This is a genomic window from Actinomadura soli (assembly GCF_005889715.1).
Taxonomy (GTDB): Bacteria; Actinomycetota; Actinomycetes; order Streptosporangiales; family Streptosporangiaceae; genus Spirillospora; species Spirillospora soli.
The window spans coordinates 19,769-34,977 of sequence record NZ_VCKW01000065.1 but is presented as its reverse complement, the minus strand read 5'-3'; the positions used below and the strand labels follow the sequence as shown (position 1 = coordinate 34,977).

Here is a 15,209-nt window from a genome sequence, read left to right as displayed (position 1 = left end):
GGTCTCGGGCGCGGTTCCCGGGCGGGCGTGCTTGTCGCGTTCGCCGAGGAGCCACATCAGGACGTCCTCGGACGCCGGGCGGGCCTTCGGGTCCTTGGCGAGGCAGGCGGCGGCGACGTCGGCGAGCGGCCCCGGCAGGGCGCCGAGGTCGGGCGTCTCGTTCATGATCCGGTACATGACGGCGGGCAGCGGGCCGCCGGCGAAGGGATCGCGGCCGGTGGCGGCGAACAGCAGCGTGGCCGCCCAGGCGAACAGGTCCGTCGCCGGGACGACCCGGCCCGTGAACTGCTCCGGCGCCATGTACGCGGGCGTCCCGACGACCTGGCTGGTCTGGGTGGCGTTCGTGTCGAACGCGCGCGCGATGCCGAAGTCGATCACGCGCGGGCCGTCCGGGCCCATCAGGACGTTCTGCGGCTTGAGGTCGCGGTGCACCACGTTCGCGCGGTGGATCGCCGACAGCGCCGTCACCGAGCTGATCGCGAGGCGGTCGAGGTCGGCGCCGGTGCGCGGGCCCTCCTCCTGGACGAGCCGCCGCAGCGACCGCCCGGGCACGTACTCGCTGACGATGTAGGGCCGGTCGCCGGCCGTGTCGGCGTCGAGCATCTGCGCGGTGCAGAACCCGGCGACGCGCTGGAGGAGCGCCAGCTCGCGGACGAACCGCTCCCGCGCGCCGGCGTTGCCGAGCAGCTGCGCGTGCAGCAGCTTGACGGCGACGCGCTCCGGGCCCCGCCCTCCGTCGGCGGGGCGGCCGAGGTAGACCACGCCCTGGCCGCCGGTGCCGATCCGGCCGAGCAGCTCCCAGCCGCCGAGCCGGGTCGGATCGGCGGTGGTGAGGGGAATCGGGCTCGCCATTCACAACCCCCGTCGGGTCCCCCGATACCGGCCGGGGCGGCCGGTGGAAAATTTGAGCATTTGCCGGGCACAAATCCGCTCCGCCCGGCATCAAAGAGTATAGGTTCGGGTCGCCCGGAGCGGGAGAGGAAGCATGCTAGTGATCCATTCGCTAATTGCCCGGCGCCGGGTTTCCGCGGCGCCGGTCGCGGCGGCGGCCGCGGCCCTCGCGCTGGCGGCGGGCACGCTGGCCGGATGCGGGGACGCGGGCGCGACCATCACCCGGTTGACCGTGGGAACGCCCGGCCCCGACCCGTACACGCTGGCGTCCAACACCGACCGGACGGACGTGAAGGAGCGGCCGCGCGCGGGCGGGACGAAGGACGGCGACTCCCCCGGCCTCTACGGCGGGACGCGGCAGGCCTCGACCTGCGACCAGCGGAAGCTCGCCGCGTTCCTGCAGGCCAACCCGGACAAGGCGCGGGCGTGGGCGGAGGTGCAGGGCATCCCGGTCAGCGACATCCCGCGGTACGTGTCGCGGCTCACTCCGGTGCTGCTGCGCACCGACACGCTCGTCACGAACCACGGCTACCGGGACGGGAAGGCGACGAGCGGACCCGCCGTCCTCCAGGCCGGAATGGGCGTTTTGATCAATGGTTACGGAGTGCCCACAGTTAAGTGCAATTGCGGCAATCCCTTGACCCGCCCGAAGCAGAAGATCTCCACGGGGAACGCGTCCTACACTGGCCGGTCCTGGCCGGGATTCGAGAAGCGGAATGTGACCGACATCCGGCCCCGGGATTCCCGGAAGGGCACGATCGTCACCTTCGTCCTCGTCGATCCGGAGGGGACCATGGGGTTCCAGCGGCCGCGCGCCACCGAAGGTGAGGCGGACGGGCCGCCGATCGCCCTGCCGTCCACGGAGACCGAGGCCCCGGCGAGCGACTCCCCGGCGCCCACCGACTCCGGGCTGGATTCGCCCGGGATCGTGTCGCCGGGCACGGAATCGCCCGGGACCGAGCCGACCGGCACGGAGTCGCCCGGCACCGGCGAGACTCCGTCGCCGGGCGTGCCCACGGACGGCCCGGGAACCGGCGGCGACCCCGGCACCGGCGCGCCGCCGGACGGGAGCACGGGCGGGATGGCGCCGCCCGCCGGGCAGCCGCAGGGCCCGATCTCGCTCCCGCCGTCCCGGGGACCGGAGCCGGCCGTCTCTTGATCGGGTGTAGTCTGCTCATATGAGCAGCCAGTCAGATGTCGCTGCGCCCCTCGCCGGGCCCGAGAGCTGCGTCGTCCGCGTGGTCGACCCCGCGAAGGTCTCCGACGTCACCGCCGCCCTGCCGGACGCGGAGACGATCATCGAGCTGGCGCAGGTCTTCGGGCTGCTGTCCGACCCCGGACGGCTGCGGGTGATCACCGCGCTGCTCGAAGGGGGCGAGATGTGCGTGTGCGACATCGCCGCGTCCTGCGGGCACTCGGAGTCGGCGGTCTCGCACGCGCTGCGGCTGCTGCGCGCCAACCGCGTCGTCCGGGTCCGCCGTGCGGGGCGGATGGCCTACTACCGGCTGGACGACTCGCACGTCCGGATGCTCCTCGACCTCGCCCTCGCCCATGTCGGCCACGGGCAGGAGGGCGAACGCTCATGATCGGAGGCAGGCGGGCCGAGCCGGCGGATCGCAAGCACGGGCACGGCCACGGGCACGGGCACGGCGTGTCGCCGAGCTCCGACCGGCGGCTGCTCGGCGGCGCGCTGGCGCTGATCGTCGCCTACATGGCGGGCGAGGTCACCATCGGCGTGATCGCCGGGTCGCTGGCGCTGATCACCGACGCCGCGCACATGATGACCGACGCGTTCGCGATCGCGCTGGCGCTGGTCGCGATGCGCATCGCCGCGCGCCCGCCGCGGGCCGGCTTCACCTACGGCCTGCGCCGCGCCGAGATCCTCTCCGCGCAGCTGAACGGGCTGACGCTGATCCTGCTCACCGTCTACTTCCTGTACGAGGGCGTCCGGCGGCTGGTCGATCCGCACGACGTCGAGGGCCAGTTCGTGTTCTGGACGGCCCTGGCCGGCATCGCCGTCAACGTCGCCGCCACCATGCTGATCAGCCGGGCCGACCGGCGCAGCCTGAACGTCGAGGGCGCGTTCCAGCACATCCTCAACGACCTGTTCGCGTTCATCGCCACCGCGGTCGCGGGCCTCGTCGTGTGGACGACCGGCTTCAACCGCGCGGACGCGATCGCCTCCCTGGTCGTGGCGTCGCTGATGCTGAAGGCCGGGTACGGGCTGCTGCGGGACGCGGGCCGCGTGCTCATGGAGGCCGCGCCCGCCGGGCTCGACCCGTCCGAGCTGGGCACCAGGCTCGCCGCGCGGCCCTGCGTCGAGGAGGTGCACGACCTGCACGTCTGGGAGGTCAGCTCCGGCTACCCGGCGCTGTCGGCGCACGTGCTCGTCGACACCAAGGGCGACTGCCACGCCGTCCGGCGCGATCTGCAGGAACTGCTCCGCGACGCGTACGGGATCACGCACTCGACGCTGGAGGTCGACCACGTGGACGACCCGTCCGGCGGCGGGCACGGCCACTGCGACGACCCGCACGGCCCCCGCCACGTCGTGGGATCGGGCGAGCCCCACGAGCACGCGGGCGGCGCGCCCTGTGATCACTGATCTCCGAGGCCGTTGCCGACGCCGAGGACCGCGGCTGGGCCGTGCCAGCAGACGGCGCGCAGCCAGTCGTCGCCGAGGCCGAGCGCGGCCAGCGACTCCAGCTGGTGCGCGTACGCGTAGGGGATGTTGGGGAAGTCGGTGCCGAGCAGGACGCGTCCGGCGAGGCCGAGGTCGCGGAGGCGGGGCAGCAGCGCGTCCGGGAACGGGGCCAGCGCGGCGAACCGCGTGAAGACCATCGTCGTGTCCAGGTGGACGCGGTCGTGCCGGTCGGCGAGCGCCGCGAAGCCCTCGAACTCCGGGGCGCCCATGTGCGCGACGACGGTGGTGAGGCGCGGGTGGCGGGCGAGGACCTCGCCGAACGGCCCGGGCCCGGTGTAGCCGTTGGCGACCGGTCCCGAACCGGCGTGGACGAGGGCGGGCACGCCCGCGTCGGCGAGCGCCCCCCACACCGGGTCGAGCTCCTCGGCGCGCGGGTCGAACCCGCCGACCTGGAGGTGGACCTTGAAGATGCGGGCGCCGGCGTCCAGGGCCCGGACCACGTAGTCCCCGACGCCGGGCTCGGGGAAGAACGTCGCCGTCTGGACGCATTCGGGGACGCGGGCCGCGAACCCGGCGGCCCACTCGTTGAGCGACTCGGCCATGCCGGGGCGGTGCGGGTACACCAGCGAGGTGAACGCGCGGACGCCGAGCCCGCGCAGGAACGCGAGCCGCTCCTCCTCCGGGCCCCGGTACCGGATGGGCCATTCGGTGCCGATCAGCGGCCCGGCCTCGTCGAAGTAGCTCCAGACCGCGCTCATCAGCCGCGGCGGCATGAAATGGACGTGGACGTCGATGACGCCGGGCAGCCCGAGCACCCGCCAGAACGCCGGGACGTCCGGATCAGAACGAGGCTCGGTCACGTCCCCGACCCTAGCCGGAGGTCAGGGCGCCACCGGCCTGGGCGGGTCAGGAGATCTCGGCCAGCAGGGCGGGCAGGGTCGCGCGCAGCTCGCGGCGCCAGTACGGCCAGGTGTGGGTGCCGCGGTAGAAGTGCGTCGAGACCGGGATGCCGAGCTTGCGGAGCTTGCCGGCGAACTCCCGCGAGACGGTGTGGGCGAGCGCCTCGACCGCGTCCCGCCCGGTGCCCCGGCGGCGGTCGAAGGGGCCGGACGCGCCGTCGCCGGAGCTGACGTGCAGGCGGACGCCCGTGAGCCGGTCGGCCAGGTCGTACGGGTTGTGCTGCCGCCAGACGACGCGCTGCTCCTCCGGGTCGCCCCACACGTCCGTCCAGTCGAGGGACGGCGCGCCGATCGCGACGCCCAGCTCGACGAGGTCGGCGACGTCCAGCCCGGCCGGGTCGCGGTACAGGGTGTGGACGGGCCCGCTGAACGAGGCCGCCGCGCGGAACATCCCGCGGTGCCTGGCCGCGTACGACAGCGCGCCGAGGCCGCCCATGGCGTTCCCGGCGACGGCGCGGTCCGGCCCGGCGCGGTATCCGCGTTCCAGGATCTGCCGCAGTTCCGCCAGATGGAACGTCTCCCACTTCGGGGCTCCGCCGCCGCCGCGATTCCACCAGTCGGTGTAATTGCCGCAAGGGCCGCCGTCGGGCATGACGACGATGACGTCGGCGCCCTCGGTGAGTTCCTCGATATCGGTGTGGTCGGTCCAGGCGGTGTGACCGTCCCCCCGCCCACCGCCATTCAACGGACGGGCTCCGCCCGGCGGACCGGCTCCGGCTCCGGCGCCGTGCAGCAGCCAGAGCACGGGCCAGCGCCGGGACGCCTCCCGCGACCAGCGGCGGGGCAGCAGGAGCCGGGCGCGGCCGACGCCGTCGAGGACGGGCGAGCGGATGGCCAGGTCAAGGACGCGGCGGCGCGGCCGGCGCTCGTCGATCACGGCGGCGCCGTCGTCGGCGGGCGCGACCGGGCGGGCGGCGCCGCCCGCGGGTCCGCCCGCGGCGATGGACGCCGTCAGCCCGGCGATCCCGACGATGAATCCCGCCCCAGCGAAACCGCGCAGTCCCATGTTCTCGCCCTGGTCATTCAGATGTGCCTCCCTGTAATGCTTCCCAGTCAGGGCCATGTTTCAACGGCGGACAATGGGTTTATAAAGCTTCGGGCCGGAGTTCGGGTCCGGATTTGCCCGGTAGTGTCGGCAGTGAAGGGGAGTGAGGGCCGCGGAGATGCCGAGCGTCGAGATGCGGAGCAAGGCGGAGCTGGAGGCGGACATCGCGGGCGGCGGGCGCGTCGCGCTGGTGATCAACATCCGCTCCCGGCGGGGCCGCCTGCTCTACGGCAAGGCCCGCCGGCTGCTGCGCGAGGCGGGCGTCGACGTCGTCCACGTGTTCCCGGTGACCGACCCGACCCGGCTGCGGGAGCTGTTCACCGACGTCCTCGCGCTGGAGCCCGACCTCGTCGTGGTCGGCGGCGGGGACGGCACGGTCACCGAGGCCGTCGGGCATCTGGCGCACCGCGACATCGCGCTCGGCGTGCTGCCGCTCGGCACCACCAACAACTTCGCGCGCAGCCTGGAGCTGCCGATGGACCTGCCCGGCGCGGTCCGGACCCTCGCCGTCGGCCGGCCCGCGGGCGGGAAGGTCGCGGACGTCGACGTCGGCTGGTTCGAGAGCACCGGCGACCCGCAGGGCGAGGGCCCGGCCGGCGACCGCGAGCACATCTTCGCGAACATGGTGAGCCTCGGCCTGTCGGTCCACGTCGCCGAGAGCGTCCCGCACGCGCTCAAGCGGTTCGTGGGCCGTCCCGCGTACGCGCTCACTGCGGCGCGGCTGCTGCCGCGCCACGAGGCGTTCACCGCCCGGATCACCATCGACGGGGAGACCCGCGAGCTGGTCACCCACCAGCTGAACGTCGCGAACGGCGCGCACCACAGCGGGCAGCGCATCGCCCGCGACGCCAGCCCGGACGACCGGCTGCTGGCCGTCTACCGGCTCGGCGACGAGCGGCGGCTGCGGCTGGCGTCGGCGACCGCGCGGCACGTCCTGACCGGGCAGTGGCGGACGCTCGACGAGGACGCGTTCCTCACCACCGCGCACGTGGAGATCGAGACCGATCCGCCGATGCCGGTGGACGTGGACGGCGAGATCCGCGGCCGCACCCCGGTGTCGATCCGGCTGCGCGGCAACGCGCTGCGCGTGATCGTCCCGCAGACGTTCACCGACACATGACCGCGAAGGGTCTGGTCAGAGGACGCCGCGGGCGGTGAGCAGGTCCTTCAGCCGGTCGTGCGGGAGGGCCGGGGAACGGTGGCCGTCCCGTCCGATCATGGTGCGGCCGGCGAGCAGGACGTTCAGCACCGCCTCCTCGACCGTCTCCACGACCGCCTCGAAGAACGGGTCGATCCGGTTCCAGGGGACGAACCGCAGCGTGTCGTAGCCGGGTTCGCCGTCCGGGAAGCCGCCGCTGATCGCGCCCGGGTTGGCGGTGGAGAAGGCGAGGAAGATGTCGCCGGACCCGTGCGCGCCGTAGGCGCCGGTCCGGGCGAGCCCCAGCGGGACCCGGCGGGCGAGCGCGGTGCACTGGCCGGGGAGCAGCGGCGCGTCCGTCCCGATGACGACGATGACGGAGCCGGAGCCGGGCGGCGCGAGCCAGTCGTCGTCCTCGATCGGGTTGTCGTCGGCGAGGTCGGCGCCGACCGGCACGCCGCAGACGGTGAGCTGGCGCCGGCCGCCGAAGTTGGCCTGGACGAACGCGCCGACCGTGTAGGAGTCGGAGCCGTGGGCGACGACCCGCGAGGACGTCCCGCTGCCGCCCTTGAACGAGTAGCAGTTCATGCCCGTCCCGCCGCCGACGGAGCCCTCCTCGACCGCGCCGCCGGACGCCGCGTCGATCGCGGCGACGGCGTGCCCGGGCCGGACGTGGTCGCCGCCGATGTCGTTGAGGTAGCCGTCCCAGGTCTCGGCGACGACGGGCAGCAGCCACTCCTGGAACCCGGGCCGCTCGCGCAGCGCCCAGTCGATCGCGCCGCGATGGGCGGCGCCGACCGCGTGCGTGTTGGTGATCATGACGGGCAGGGTCAGCGCACCGGTCTCGGCGATCCAGTGCGACCCCGTCATCTCGCCGTTGCCGTTCAGCGAGTGGATCCCGGCGGCGCACGGGTCGAGGAAGCCGTCCCGGCCGCGCGGCAGCAGCGCGGTCACGCCGGTGCGCACCGTGCCCGCCCCGCGCCGCGTCGGACCGTCGAGCGGAGCTCGTCCTTGGAATAGCGGTGGGTGGGGGCTGGAGGACGGTCCGTCGCCGGAGATCAGCGTGGTGTAGCCGACCTCCACGCCGGGGACGTCGGTGATCGCGTTGTGCGGGCCGGGCGTGCCGGGCAGCGGCAGGCCGAACGCACGGGCTCGGGTCATCGGTCTCCTTCCTGATCGCCGGACCCGGGGTCGCCGAGGTCGCAGCCGGTGGCGTCGGACGCGCAGGCCAGCAGGAGGCCCGCGGCCCGCGCGACGTCGAGGGTCGGCACGGCCATGGTGATGTGCAGCCCGTAGCCGTCCTCCAGCGCGACGAGGTTGCGCGCGATGGTCCCGGCGTCGCGGGTCAGCGTGAACGCGCCGGTGGCGGCGCCCGTCTCCAGGATCCCGGCGTAGATGCCGACCTGGCGCTCGTACAGCCGGATGTGCTCGGCGGCGTAGGAGGCGTCGCGGCGGGCCACGGCGCCGAGCTCGTACAGCAGCACGCACAGCTCGTCGTCCGGCCCGGACGGCAGGCCGCTGCGGATCATCGCGGTGAGCCGCCGCCGGGGGTCGGGCTCGTCCCGGACGGCGTCCTCGCGGGCGGCGCAGAACCGCTCGACGGCCTCGCGCTGCACCTCCCGCAGCAGGTCGGTGAGGGTCGGGAAGTAGTACAGGACGGAACCGGGCGACATCTCCGCCTCCGCGGCCACGTCGCGCAGCCGCAGATCGAGCATGCCGCGGCCGAGCACCGCGCGGCGGGCGGCGGCGACGAGGTCGGCGCGCCGCTCATGGGCCCTGCTGGGTCGTGCCATGCCGACATTCTCCGAAGATCGTTCAGACAATGCAAGTCAAGCCATCGTCGCAGAAAGCCGAGACCAAGTCGTTATGGCCTCCCTCCTTGACCAGGTAGCGGGTGGTTCTTTGATACTCGTTCGACGAATTCTTGTCCAGGAGGTGCCCCATGTCAGCACCCGAGGTCCGTCCACCGGCAGCCGCCGGCCGCCCGCCCGCGCTGCACCGCGGGCTGAAGACGATCGGCGCACTGCTCATCGTGCTGTCGGCGATCACGCCCGCGTCATCCGTGTTCATCATCGCGCCGGGGGTGCTCTCGCAGGCGGGCACCGGCGCGTTCCTGAGCTTCGCCGCCGCGGGCGTCGTCGGGATCTTCATGGCGTTCGTGTACGCCGAGCTGGCGTCCGCGTACCCGCTGACCGGCGGCGAGTACGCGATCGTCGGCCGCACCCTCGGCCGGCCCGCCGGATTCATCGTGCTCGGGCTGATCCTCATCACCCAGCTGCTGATCCTCGCGGTGATCGCGCTCGGCGTCGGCACCTACCTCGGCGTCCTGATCGACGGCCTCAACGCCCCGGTCGTGGCGGCGATCACGGTCGCGGCCGCGACCGTGATCGCGATCTTCGACATCAAGGTCAACGCGGTGGTCACCGGGATCTTCCTCGCGATCGAAATGATCGCGCTGGTCGTGGTGGCCGCGCTCGGCTTCGTCAACGTGGAGCGGCCCTTCACCGAGCTGCTCACGGACCCGGTCGTGGCGGGGGACGGCGGGGGCCTCACCGCCGCGTCCGCGGGTCTGATCGCGGCGGCCACCGCCGTCGCGATCTTCTCTTACAACGGGTACGGCTCGGCCGTCTACTTCGGCGAGGAGACCCATGACGCGCACCGGGCGGTGGCCCGGACCGTGCTGTGGGCCCTCGGCATCACGGTGGCGGCCGAGCTGATCCCGATCACCGCCGTCCTGCTCGGCTCGCCCGACGTCAACCAGCTGCTGGCGTCGGAGAACATGATGGACTACTTCATCACCGAGCGCGGCGGCGACACCCTCAACACCGTGATCAGCCTGTCCATCGCGCTCGCCATCCTGAACGCGGTGATCGCGATCATGCTGCTCACCGCCCGGCTGATCTTCAGCTCGGGCCGGGACCGCACCTGGGTCCCGAAGGTCGACCGCGCGTTCGCCGCCGTCCACCCGCGCTTCGGCACCCCGTGGATCGCGACGATCGTGACCGGGGTGCTCAGCGCCGCCGCGTGCTTCCTGGACGAGAAGTTCCTGCTCGTGGTCACCGGGACGTCCCTCGTCGCCGTGTACGCCGCGCTCTGCCTGGCGGTGATCGTCGGCCGCCGGAACGGGACCACCGCGCACGCGGGCTACAAGATGCCGTGGTTCCCGGTCGCGCCCGTCGCCGCGCTCGGCGCGCTCGGCTACGTCATCTACCAGAGCGCCAAGGACCCGGAGATCGGGCGGCCGAGCCTGATCGTGACCCTGTCGGTGATCGTCGTGTCGGCCGCCTACTTCGTGCTCGTCCTGCGCCGCCGCGGCGGCTGGAGGCTGACGGGCGCGGCCGACGACCCGGGCGGCGACCCGGCGGGCGCCCCGGCCGGGGACGATCCGGACGCCGGGGAGCCGCGGTCGTCGGCCATGACGTAGGCGCCGGACTCCAGCCGCCCGATCAGGCGCCGCGTCCAGTCGGCGGCGGAGTCGGCGGAGTGCACCCACCAGCCGAGGAGTTCGCGCAGGTGGTCGTCCGGGTCCCGCGCGTCGAGGTGCGGGGCCACGGACGACCGCCAGCCCGCAAGGCCCTCCAGCCGCTCGCGCAGCAGCCGGACGGCCTCGACGCGCGGCAGCTCGGTGAGGAACCCGAGCCCGGCCGTCAGCATCTCCGGATGCCGGACGTCGACGGTCGCGAGGGCGCAGCGCAGCAGCCGGAGGAACTCGGCGCGCCCCGCGTCGGTGATCTCGTAGTCGGTGTGCGGCGGCCCGGCGTCGCTCTCCTCCACCTCGTGCGCGCGGAGCATGCCCTCCTTCGCGAGCTGCCGGAGCGCGTGGTAGACCGAGCCGGGGTTCACGTGGGCCCATTCGTCCGAGCCCCACGAGATCAGCTCCCGGCGGACCTCGTACCCGTGCGCCCGCCCGAACCGCCGCACGCCGCCGAGCACCAGCAGCCGCGTCGCCGACATCCGCTCTCCCCCTGACCGTAAGTGCGTTTCAGGGTAGGCGGTCGGGATGACAATCGGCGACGAAAGCGCTAGCCGCGCAGCACGGCGAGGTCGTCCGGTGTGAGGACGACACCGGCGGCGGCCAGGTTCTCCTCCAGATGGGCGGGGGAGCCGGTCCCGGGGATCGCCAGCATCACCGGCGAGAGCGCGAGCAGGCCCGCCAGCAGCACCTGCGCGACGGTGGCCCCGCGCCGCGCGGCGATCGCGCCGACGCGCTCGTCGTCGGGGATCCCGAACCCGCCGAGCGGGAAGTACGGCGCGTAGGCGATCTCCTCGCGCTCGCAGACGGCGAGCAGCGCGGCGTCCCGCGGCTTCGTGATGTCGAACCGGTTCTGGATCGCCGCGACCGGCGCGATCTCCTGCGCCTCGGCTAGCTGCGCCGCGCTGACGTGGCTGAGCCCGAGGTGCCGGATGACGCCCTCGTCACGGAGTGCGGCCAGGACGGCGAAGCGCTCCCCGACCGGCTCGTCGGTGGGAGTGTCCAGTCCGCCAGGACGCAGGTAGACGAGGTCGAGGTGGTCGCGTCCCAGCTCGCGCAGGTTCCGCTCCACCTCGGCGCGCAGCCCGGACGCGGGGATCGTCCCGGTCGGGTGCGTGTCGTCCGGTCCCCGGTACGGCCCGACCTTGGTGGCGATGACCAGCCCGTCCGGGTAGGGGGCGAGCGCCGCTCGGATCATCTCGTTGGCGGCGGGCCCGCCCTGGGCGTAGTAGAACGCGGCGGTGTCGATGTGGTCCACGCCGAGCTCGACGGCCCTGCGCAGGATCTTCAGGCCGGTGCCGCGGTCGTTGGCGGGGCCGTCGAGGCGGCTCTGCGGCAGGCGCATCGCGCCGAAGCCCATCCGGGCGACCCCCAGGTCGCCGCCGAGATCGAAATGACCGCCGGTGGTGGTCTGTGTCGTCATGGGTCCCACTGTGCTGCGGGCTCCCGGCCGGGACGAACGGCTGGCAGCTTGCTGCCAGCCGCGTGGCAGACTGAAGTGCGATGCGGACTGAACTGCGGCGGGCTGAAACGCGATGAGCGCCGATCTGGACCGGAACGTCGTGCTGCGCGGCGAGGCGGAGCTGGCCGAGCGGGCCGGGCCGCTGTTCCTCGGGTGCGAGGAGTTCGCCTGCGCCGCCACCGACCTGAAGACCTGGGCGATGCCCGGCTACCGGGAGCGGATCGTCGCGGAGCGGTACAAGGCCGCGCCGGCGCCCGTCACCTACAAGCTCCACAACCCGGCGGCGCTCGCGGACGAGGAGTCGGAGCGGCACCTAGTGGAGATCAACAAGGCGGGCGCCCGCGTCCGGATCTGCACGACGGACCTCCCCCACGAGACGATCATCGTGGACCGGCGGGTCGCGATCCTCGCGGGCCCGCCCGCGGGCGGCGTGCGCGAGTACACGGTCGTGCGGTCGCCGAGCGTCGTCCGGGGCGTCATCTCGTTGTTCGAGGCGACGTGGGACAAGGCGACCGACCTCGACGACTACCGCCGCGACCGGCCCCCGGCGCTGTCGGAGGAGAGCGTCCGCATCCTGCGGCTGCTCGCCGGCGGGCTGAAGGACGAGGCCGCGGCGCGCCGCCTCGGCATGTCGCTGCGCACCTACCGCCGCCGCGTCGCGGAGATCCTCACCCTGCTGGACGCCGGCTCCCGCTTCCAGGCGGGCCTGCGCGCCCACGAGTTCGGCCTGATCGGCTGACCCCGGTCAGCCGCCCGCCAGCGGGACGAGCTTGACGAAGACCAGGTCGGGGTCGGTGGTGAGGTCGACCTCCTCGTCCAGGTCCTCGACCTGCCGGTCGCGGTCTCGTCGCGGAACGTCACGGCGGGCATCAGGCACCTCGCTTGATCTGCGCGCGGATGGACTCGTCGGTGATCTTGTGGTCGGCGGCGAGCAGGAACGCCTTGCTGAGGATGAGGGAGAGCCGCTCGTCCTCGAACGGCAGGTACACGGTGCCCATGCTCCTGCCCCTGGCCTGGACGATGCAGAGGTAGGAGTCGTCCGGCTCCATCAGGATGTTGGCCGACCCCAGATGGATCTTGTACGTGCGCAGCTCGCCGCGGACGACCAGGTAGCGGCCGTCGAGCGAGCAGCGGCCGGCGATCTTCGTGCGGGGCAGCGCGCGCGCCAGCGCGGCGCGGCGGACCTCGGCGCTCGCGCTCAGCTCGCCGAACGTCGTCTCGCGCCAGTACGCGGCGAACCGGTCCTCGCCGCGGTCGGTCCACTCGGCGTCGGCGGCGATCGAGGTCACGCCGACGAACAGGCTCACCAGGTGCCGGACGAACCGCGCCCGCTCCAACGCCGGCGCCGTCGCCGCCGACGCGCGCAACGGGGCGGCCCACCTCTCGGACACGGGCATCAGCCCGTCGGGCAGGATCGCCTCGTCCACGGTCTCCATCAGGCCCCACAGGCGCTTGGCGAGCGGGCCGCGGTAGCCGATCGGGATGTCGGCCCTGGCGAACGTGCCGGACACGTGCCGGAGCCAGGGCGCCAGCTCGTAGAGGTCCGCGGGTTCGAGCTGCTCGACGGCCCTCAGCGCGACGTCGAGCGCTTCGGCGAGCCGGTAGTCGGTCGTGACCTCGGCGGCGCCGAGCAGCAGGACCGCGGCCTCGTCGCGCGACCAGCCCCGGGCCCGCGACGCCGCGCCCCTGATCTCGGACGCGTAGTGCCAGATGATCCAGTCCTCGCCGGCCGCCCCGGCCAGACGAGGGCGACGAGGTACGCCCGGCCGTCCGCCAGGCCGGGCAGGCGGGCAGCCTCCGGGTGAACTCGTCCCGGGCCAGCCGGTTCCGCCGCGTCTGCTCCTCGTGCAGCCGTGCCTCGTCCGTGACGCCGTCCGCCCAGCCCCGGTCGACGAGGTCGAGGAACCAGCGGGCGCGGTCGAGGGCGGCGGCGCGGACGCCGTCCAGGCCGTCGTCCTTGCGCGCCTTCGCCCGGAGGGTGTCGCAGAGCATGGCGGAATCGTGGCAGGTGCGGCCGACAAAAGAGCCGCGATTCCGGTGCCTGTTCTGCGGCTTCACGGTCACCTACGCTCGGGGAGGGACCGCGGCGGAACGAGATTCGGGACGGCCATGGCGCACAGCGTGGTGATCATCGGGAGCGGGTTCGGCGGGATCGGGATGGCGATCCGGCTCCGGCGGGCCGGGATCCGCGACGTGGTGATCCTGGAGAAGGCCGCCGGGCTCGGGGGCACGTGGCGCGACAACACCTATCCGGGAGCGGCGTGCGACATCCCGTCCCACCTGTACTCCTTCTCGTTCGAGCGGAAGGCGGACTGGTCGCGGCGCTTCCCGCCGCAGCCGGAGATCCTCGAATACCTGCGGCACTGCGCCCGCAAGCACGGCGTCCTGGAAAAGATCCGGTTCGGGACCGAGGTCACGGAGGCGCGGTTCGACGAGGACGCGGCGCTCTGGCGGATCTCCACGACGTCCGGCGAGCTGGCGGCGCGGGTGCTGGTGCCCGCGTGCGGGCAGCTCAACCGGCCCGCGCTGCCGCCGATCGAGGGGCGCGCGTCGTTCGCCGGGCCGAGCTTCCACTCCGCCCGCTGGGACCACGGCATCGACCTGCGGGGACGGCGGGTCGCGGTGGTCGGGACGGGCGCGAGCGCGATCCAGATCGTCCCGGAGATCGCGCGGGACGCGGCGGAGGTGCGGCTGTTCCAGCGGACCGCGCCGTACGTGATCGACAAGCCGGACCGGCCGTACCGGGGCTGGGAGAAGGCCGTCCTGGCGCACGTGCCCGGGGTGTACGAGCTGAGCCGCGCCCGCGTCTACGCGGCGTACGAGTCGCGGGCGCTGGGGTTCGTGAAGTTCCCGAGGCTGCTGGCGCTGACGGAGAGGCGGTTCAAGAAGGCGCTGAGGGACGGCGTCGGCGACCCCGTCCTGCGGGACGCGCTCATCCCCCGCCACCCGATGGGCTGCAAGCGGATCCTCCTCTCCAGCGACTACTATCCGACGCTGGCCAGGCCGGATGTGGACCTCGTCACCGACCCGATCACGGCCGTCACCCCGTCCGGCATCAGGACCGCCGAGCGCGAGTACGGCGTGGACGTCATCGTCTACGCGACCGGGTTCCGCGCCACCGAGTTCCTCTCCCCCATGAAGATCGTCGGACGGGGCGGCCGGGAGCTGAACGAGGCGTGGCGCGGCGGCGCGCAGGCCCATCTCGGCATCACCGTCAGCGGCTTCCCGAACCTGTTCCTGCTGTACGGCCCCTACACCAACCTCGGCCACAACTCGATCATCTACATGCTGGAGTCGCAGTTCAGGTACGTCCTCGGCTGCGTCGAGGCGCTGCGCCGCGCCGGGCTCGGCTGGATCGACGTCCGGCCGGACGCGCAGGAGGCGTTCACCCGCGAGATGCGGGACCGGCTCCGCTCGACGGTGTGGAACGCGGGATGCCGGAGCTGGTACATGACCGCGGACGGCGAGGTCGTCAGCAACTGGCCCGGGTTCACGTTCGCCTACCGCCGCGCGACCCGCCGCCCCGACCCGCGCCACTTCCGCGCCCGGCCCGCCGCGGCCCGGTAACCGGGTGGCCGGGCAGCCCCCGGTGGCCCCG

General features: G+C 73.3%; 15 protein-coding genes and 1 pseudogene. 7 read left to right on the top strand and 9 right to left on the bottom strand.

Annotation, left to right across the window (positions count from 1 at the left end):
• Window positions 1–852: serine/threonine-protein kinase (locus ETD83_RS15145; protein WP_138645759.1), on the bottom strand; the 852-nt coding region annotated here is incomplete at its 3' end.
• A 133-nt stretch (window positions 853–985) separates the two neighbouring features.
• Here ETD83_RS15145 and ETD83_RS15140 point away from each other — a divergent pair.
• Genes ETD83_RS15140 through ETD83_RS15130 form a run of 3 tightly spaced genes read left to right on the top strand, consistent with a single transcriptional unit; the run spans window position 986 to window position 3,496 of the window.
• Window positions 986–2,050 (top strand): DUF6777 domain-containing protein, encoded by a 1,065-nt coding sequence (locus ETD83_RS15140; protein WP_138645758.1) that lies wholly within the window; start codon window positions 986–988, stop codon window positions 2,048–2,050.
• Between the two features lie 19 nt (window positions 2,051–2,069).
• Complete coding sequence (locus tag ETD83_RS15135; RefSeq protein WP_138645757.1) at window positions 2,070–2,477, top strand: ArsR/SmtB family transcription factor; 408 nt, start codon at window positions 2,070–2,072, stop codon at window positions 2,475–2,477.
• Window positions 2,474–3,496, top strand: a complete 1,023-nt coding sequence (locus ETD83_RS15130) for a cation diffusion facilitator family transporter (protein ID WP_138645756.1) — start codon at window positions 2,474–2,476, stop codon at window positions 3,494–3,496. The genes ETD83_RS15135 and ETD83_RS15130 overlap by 4 nt, the downstream gene beginning before the upstream one ends.
• Here ETD83_RS15130 and ETD83_RS15125 read toward each other — a convergent pair.
• Together ETD83_RS15125 and ETD83_RS15120 are read right to left on the bottom strand one after the other, a co-directional pair.
• Window positions 3,490–4,395, bottom strand: a complete 906-nt coding sequence (locus ETD83_RS15125) for an amidohydrolase family protein (RefSeq protein WP_138645755.1) — start codon at window positions 4,393–4,395, stop codon at window positions 3,490–3,492. The two genes, ETD83_RS15130 and ETD83_RS15125, sit on opposite strands and share 7 nt — an antisense overlap.
• A gap of 46 nt (window positions 4,396–4,441) precedes the next feature.
• Complete coding sequence (locus ETD83_RS15120) at window positions 4,442–5,500, bottom strand: alpha/beta hydrolase (protein WP_138645754.1); 1,059 nt, start codon at window positions 5,498–5,500, stop codon at window positions 4,442–4,444.
• A 157-nt stretch (window positions 5,501–5,657) separates the two neighbouring features.
• Here ETD83_RS15120 and ETD83_RS15115 point away from each other — a divergent pair, with 157 nt between their 5' ends.
• Complete coding sequence (locus ETD83_RS15115; protein ID WP_230420924.1) at window positions 5,658–6,659, top strand: diacylglycerol/lipid kinase family protein; 1,002 nt, start codon at window positions 5,658–5,660, stop codon at window positions 6,657–6,659.
• A gap of 15 nt (window positions 6,660–6,674) precedes the next feature.
• On the opposite strand, the gene ETD83_RS15110 is transcribed toward ETD83_RS15115, so the two are convergent.
• Both ETD83_RS15110 and ETD83_RS15105 read right to left on the bottom strand, forming a co-directional pair.
• Window positions 6,675–7,838 (bottom strand): DmpA family aminopeptidase, encoded by a 1,164-nt coding sequence (locus ETD83_RS15110; protein WP_138645753.1) that lies wholly within the window; start codon window positions 7,836–7,838, stop codon window positions 6,675–6,677.
• A complete protein-coding gene (locus tag ETD83_RS15105; protein WP_138645752.1) occupies window positions 7,835–8,470 on the bottom strand; it encodes a TetR/AcrR family transcriptional regulator in 636 nt (211 codons plus the stop codon). The genes ETD83_RS15110 and ETD83_RS15105 overlap by 4 nt, the downstream gene beginning before the upstream one ends.
• A gap of 149 nt (window positions 8,471–8,619) precedes the next feature.
• Between ETD83_RS15105 and ETD83_RS15100 the strand changes: the two are divergent.
• Window positions 8,620–9,873, top strand: a pseudogene (locus tag ETD83_RS15100) (APC family permease); the annotation flags it as partial.
• A gap of 89 nt (window positions 9,874–9,962) precedes the next feature.
• On the opposite strand, the gene ETD83_RS44470 reads toward ETD83_RS15100, so the two are convergent.
• On the bottom strand, window positions 9,963–10,631 hold the full coding sequence (locus tag ETD83_RS44470; protein WP_230420923.1) for a PadR family transcriptional regulator: 669 nt from the start codon (window positions 10,629–10,631) through the stop codon (window positions 9,963–9,965).
• A 68-nt stretch (window positions 10,632–10,699) separates the two neighbouring features.
• A complete protein-coding gene (locus ETD83_RS15090; RefSeq protein ID WP_138645750.1) occupies window positions 10,700–11,572 on the bottom strand; it encodes an aldo/keto reductase in 873 nt (290 codons plus the stop codon).
• 112 nt (window positions 11,573–11,684) lie between these two features.
• On the opposite strand from ETD83_RS15090, the gene ETD83_RS15085 reads away from it, so the two are divergent.
• Window positions 11,685–12,350 carry a helix-turn-helix domain-containing protein gene (locus tag ETD83_RS15085; RefSeq protein ID WP_138645749.1) on the top strand — a complete coding sequence of 222 codons (666 nt, stop codon included), beginning with the start codon at window positions 11,685–11,687 and terminating at the stop codon, window positions 12,348–12,350.
• 6 nt (window positions 12,351–12,356) lie between these two features.
• On the opposite strand, the gene ETD83_RS45335 is transcribed toward ETD83_RS15085, so the two are convergent.
• Both ETD83_RS45335 and ETD83_RS15080 read right to left on the bottom strand, forming a co-directional pair.
• Entirely contained in the window at window positions 12,357–12,488 is a 132-nt protein-coding gene (locus tag ETD83_RS45335) for a hypothetical protein (RefSeq protein ID WP_268920458.1), read from the bottom strand.
• On the bottom strand, window positions 12,481–13,632 hold the full coding sequence (locus ETD83_RS15080) for a DUF7737 domain-containing protein (protein ID WP_138645748.1): 1,152 nt from the start codon (window positions 13,630–13,632) through the stop codon (window positions 12,481–12,483). Before ETD83_RS15080 ends, ETD83_RS45335 begins: the two co-directional genes overlap by 8 nt.
• A gap of 88 nt (window positions 13,633–13,720) precedes the next feature.
• Here ETD83_RS15080 and ETD83_RS15075 point away from each other — a divergent pair, with 88 nt between their 5' ends.
• A complete protein-coding gene (locus ETD83_RS15075; protein WP_138645747.1) occupies window positions 13,721–15,178 on the top strand; it encodes a flavin-containing monooxygenase in 1,458 nt (485 codons plus the stop codon).
• The last annotated feature ends 31 nt before the right edge of the window (window positions 15,179–15,209 follow it).

Excerpts from the sequence above, each read along its gene's own strand:
- ETD83_RS15120 (WP_138645754.1), bottom strand. The coding sequence starts at position 5,500 with ATGGGACTGCGCGGTTTCGCTGGGGCGGGATTCATCGTCGGGATCGCC.
- ETD83_RS44470 (WP_230420923.1), bottom strand. The coding sequence starts at position 10,631 with ATGTCGGCGACGCGGCTGCTGGTGCTCGGCGGCGTGCGGCGGTTCGGG.
- ETD83_RS15115 (WP_230420924.1), top strand. The coding sequence starts at position 5,658 with ATGCCGAGCGTCGAGATGCGGAGCAAGGCGGAGCTGGAGGCGGACATC.
- ETD83_RS15135 (WP_138645757.1), top strand. The coding sequence starts at position 2,070 with ATGAGCAGCCAGTCAGATGTCGCTGCGCCCCTCGCCGGGCCCGAGAGC.
- ETD83_RS15110 (WP_138645753.1), bottom strand. The coding sequence starts at position 7,838 with ATGACCCGAGCCCGTGCGTTCGGCCTGCCGCTGCCCGGCACGCCCGGC.
- ETD83_RS15140 (WP_138645758.1), top strand. The coding sequence starts at position 986 with ATGCTAGTGATCCATTCGCTAATTGCCCGGCGCCGGGTTTCCGCGGCG.
- ETD83_RS15130 (WP_138645756.1), top strand. The coding sequence starts at position 2,474 with ATGATCGGAGGCAGGCGGGCCGAGCCGGCGGATCGCAAGCACGGGCAC.
- ETD83_RS15075 (WP_138645747.1), top strand. The coding sequence starts at position 13,721 with ATGGCGCACAGCGTGGTGATCATCGGGAGCGGGTTCGGCGGGATCGGG.
- ETD83_RS15085 (WP_138645749.1), top strand. The coding sequence starts at position 11,685 with ATGAGCGCCGATCTGGACCGGAACGTCGTGCTGCGCGGCGAGGCGGAG.
- ETD83_RS15105 (WP_138645752.1), bottom strand. The coding sequence starts at position 8,470 with ATGGCACGACCCAGCAGGGCCCATGAGCGGCGCGCCGACCTCGTCGCC.
- ETD83_RS15090 (WP_138645750.1), bottom strand. The coding sequence starts at position 11,572 with ATGACGACACAGACCACCACCGGCGGTCATTTCGATCTCGGCGGCGAC.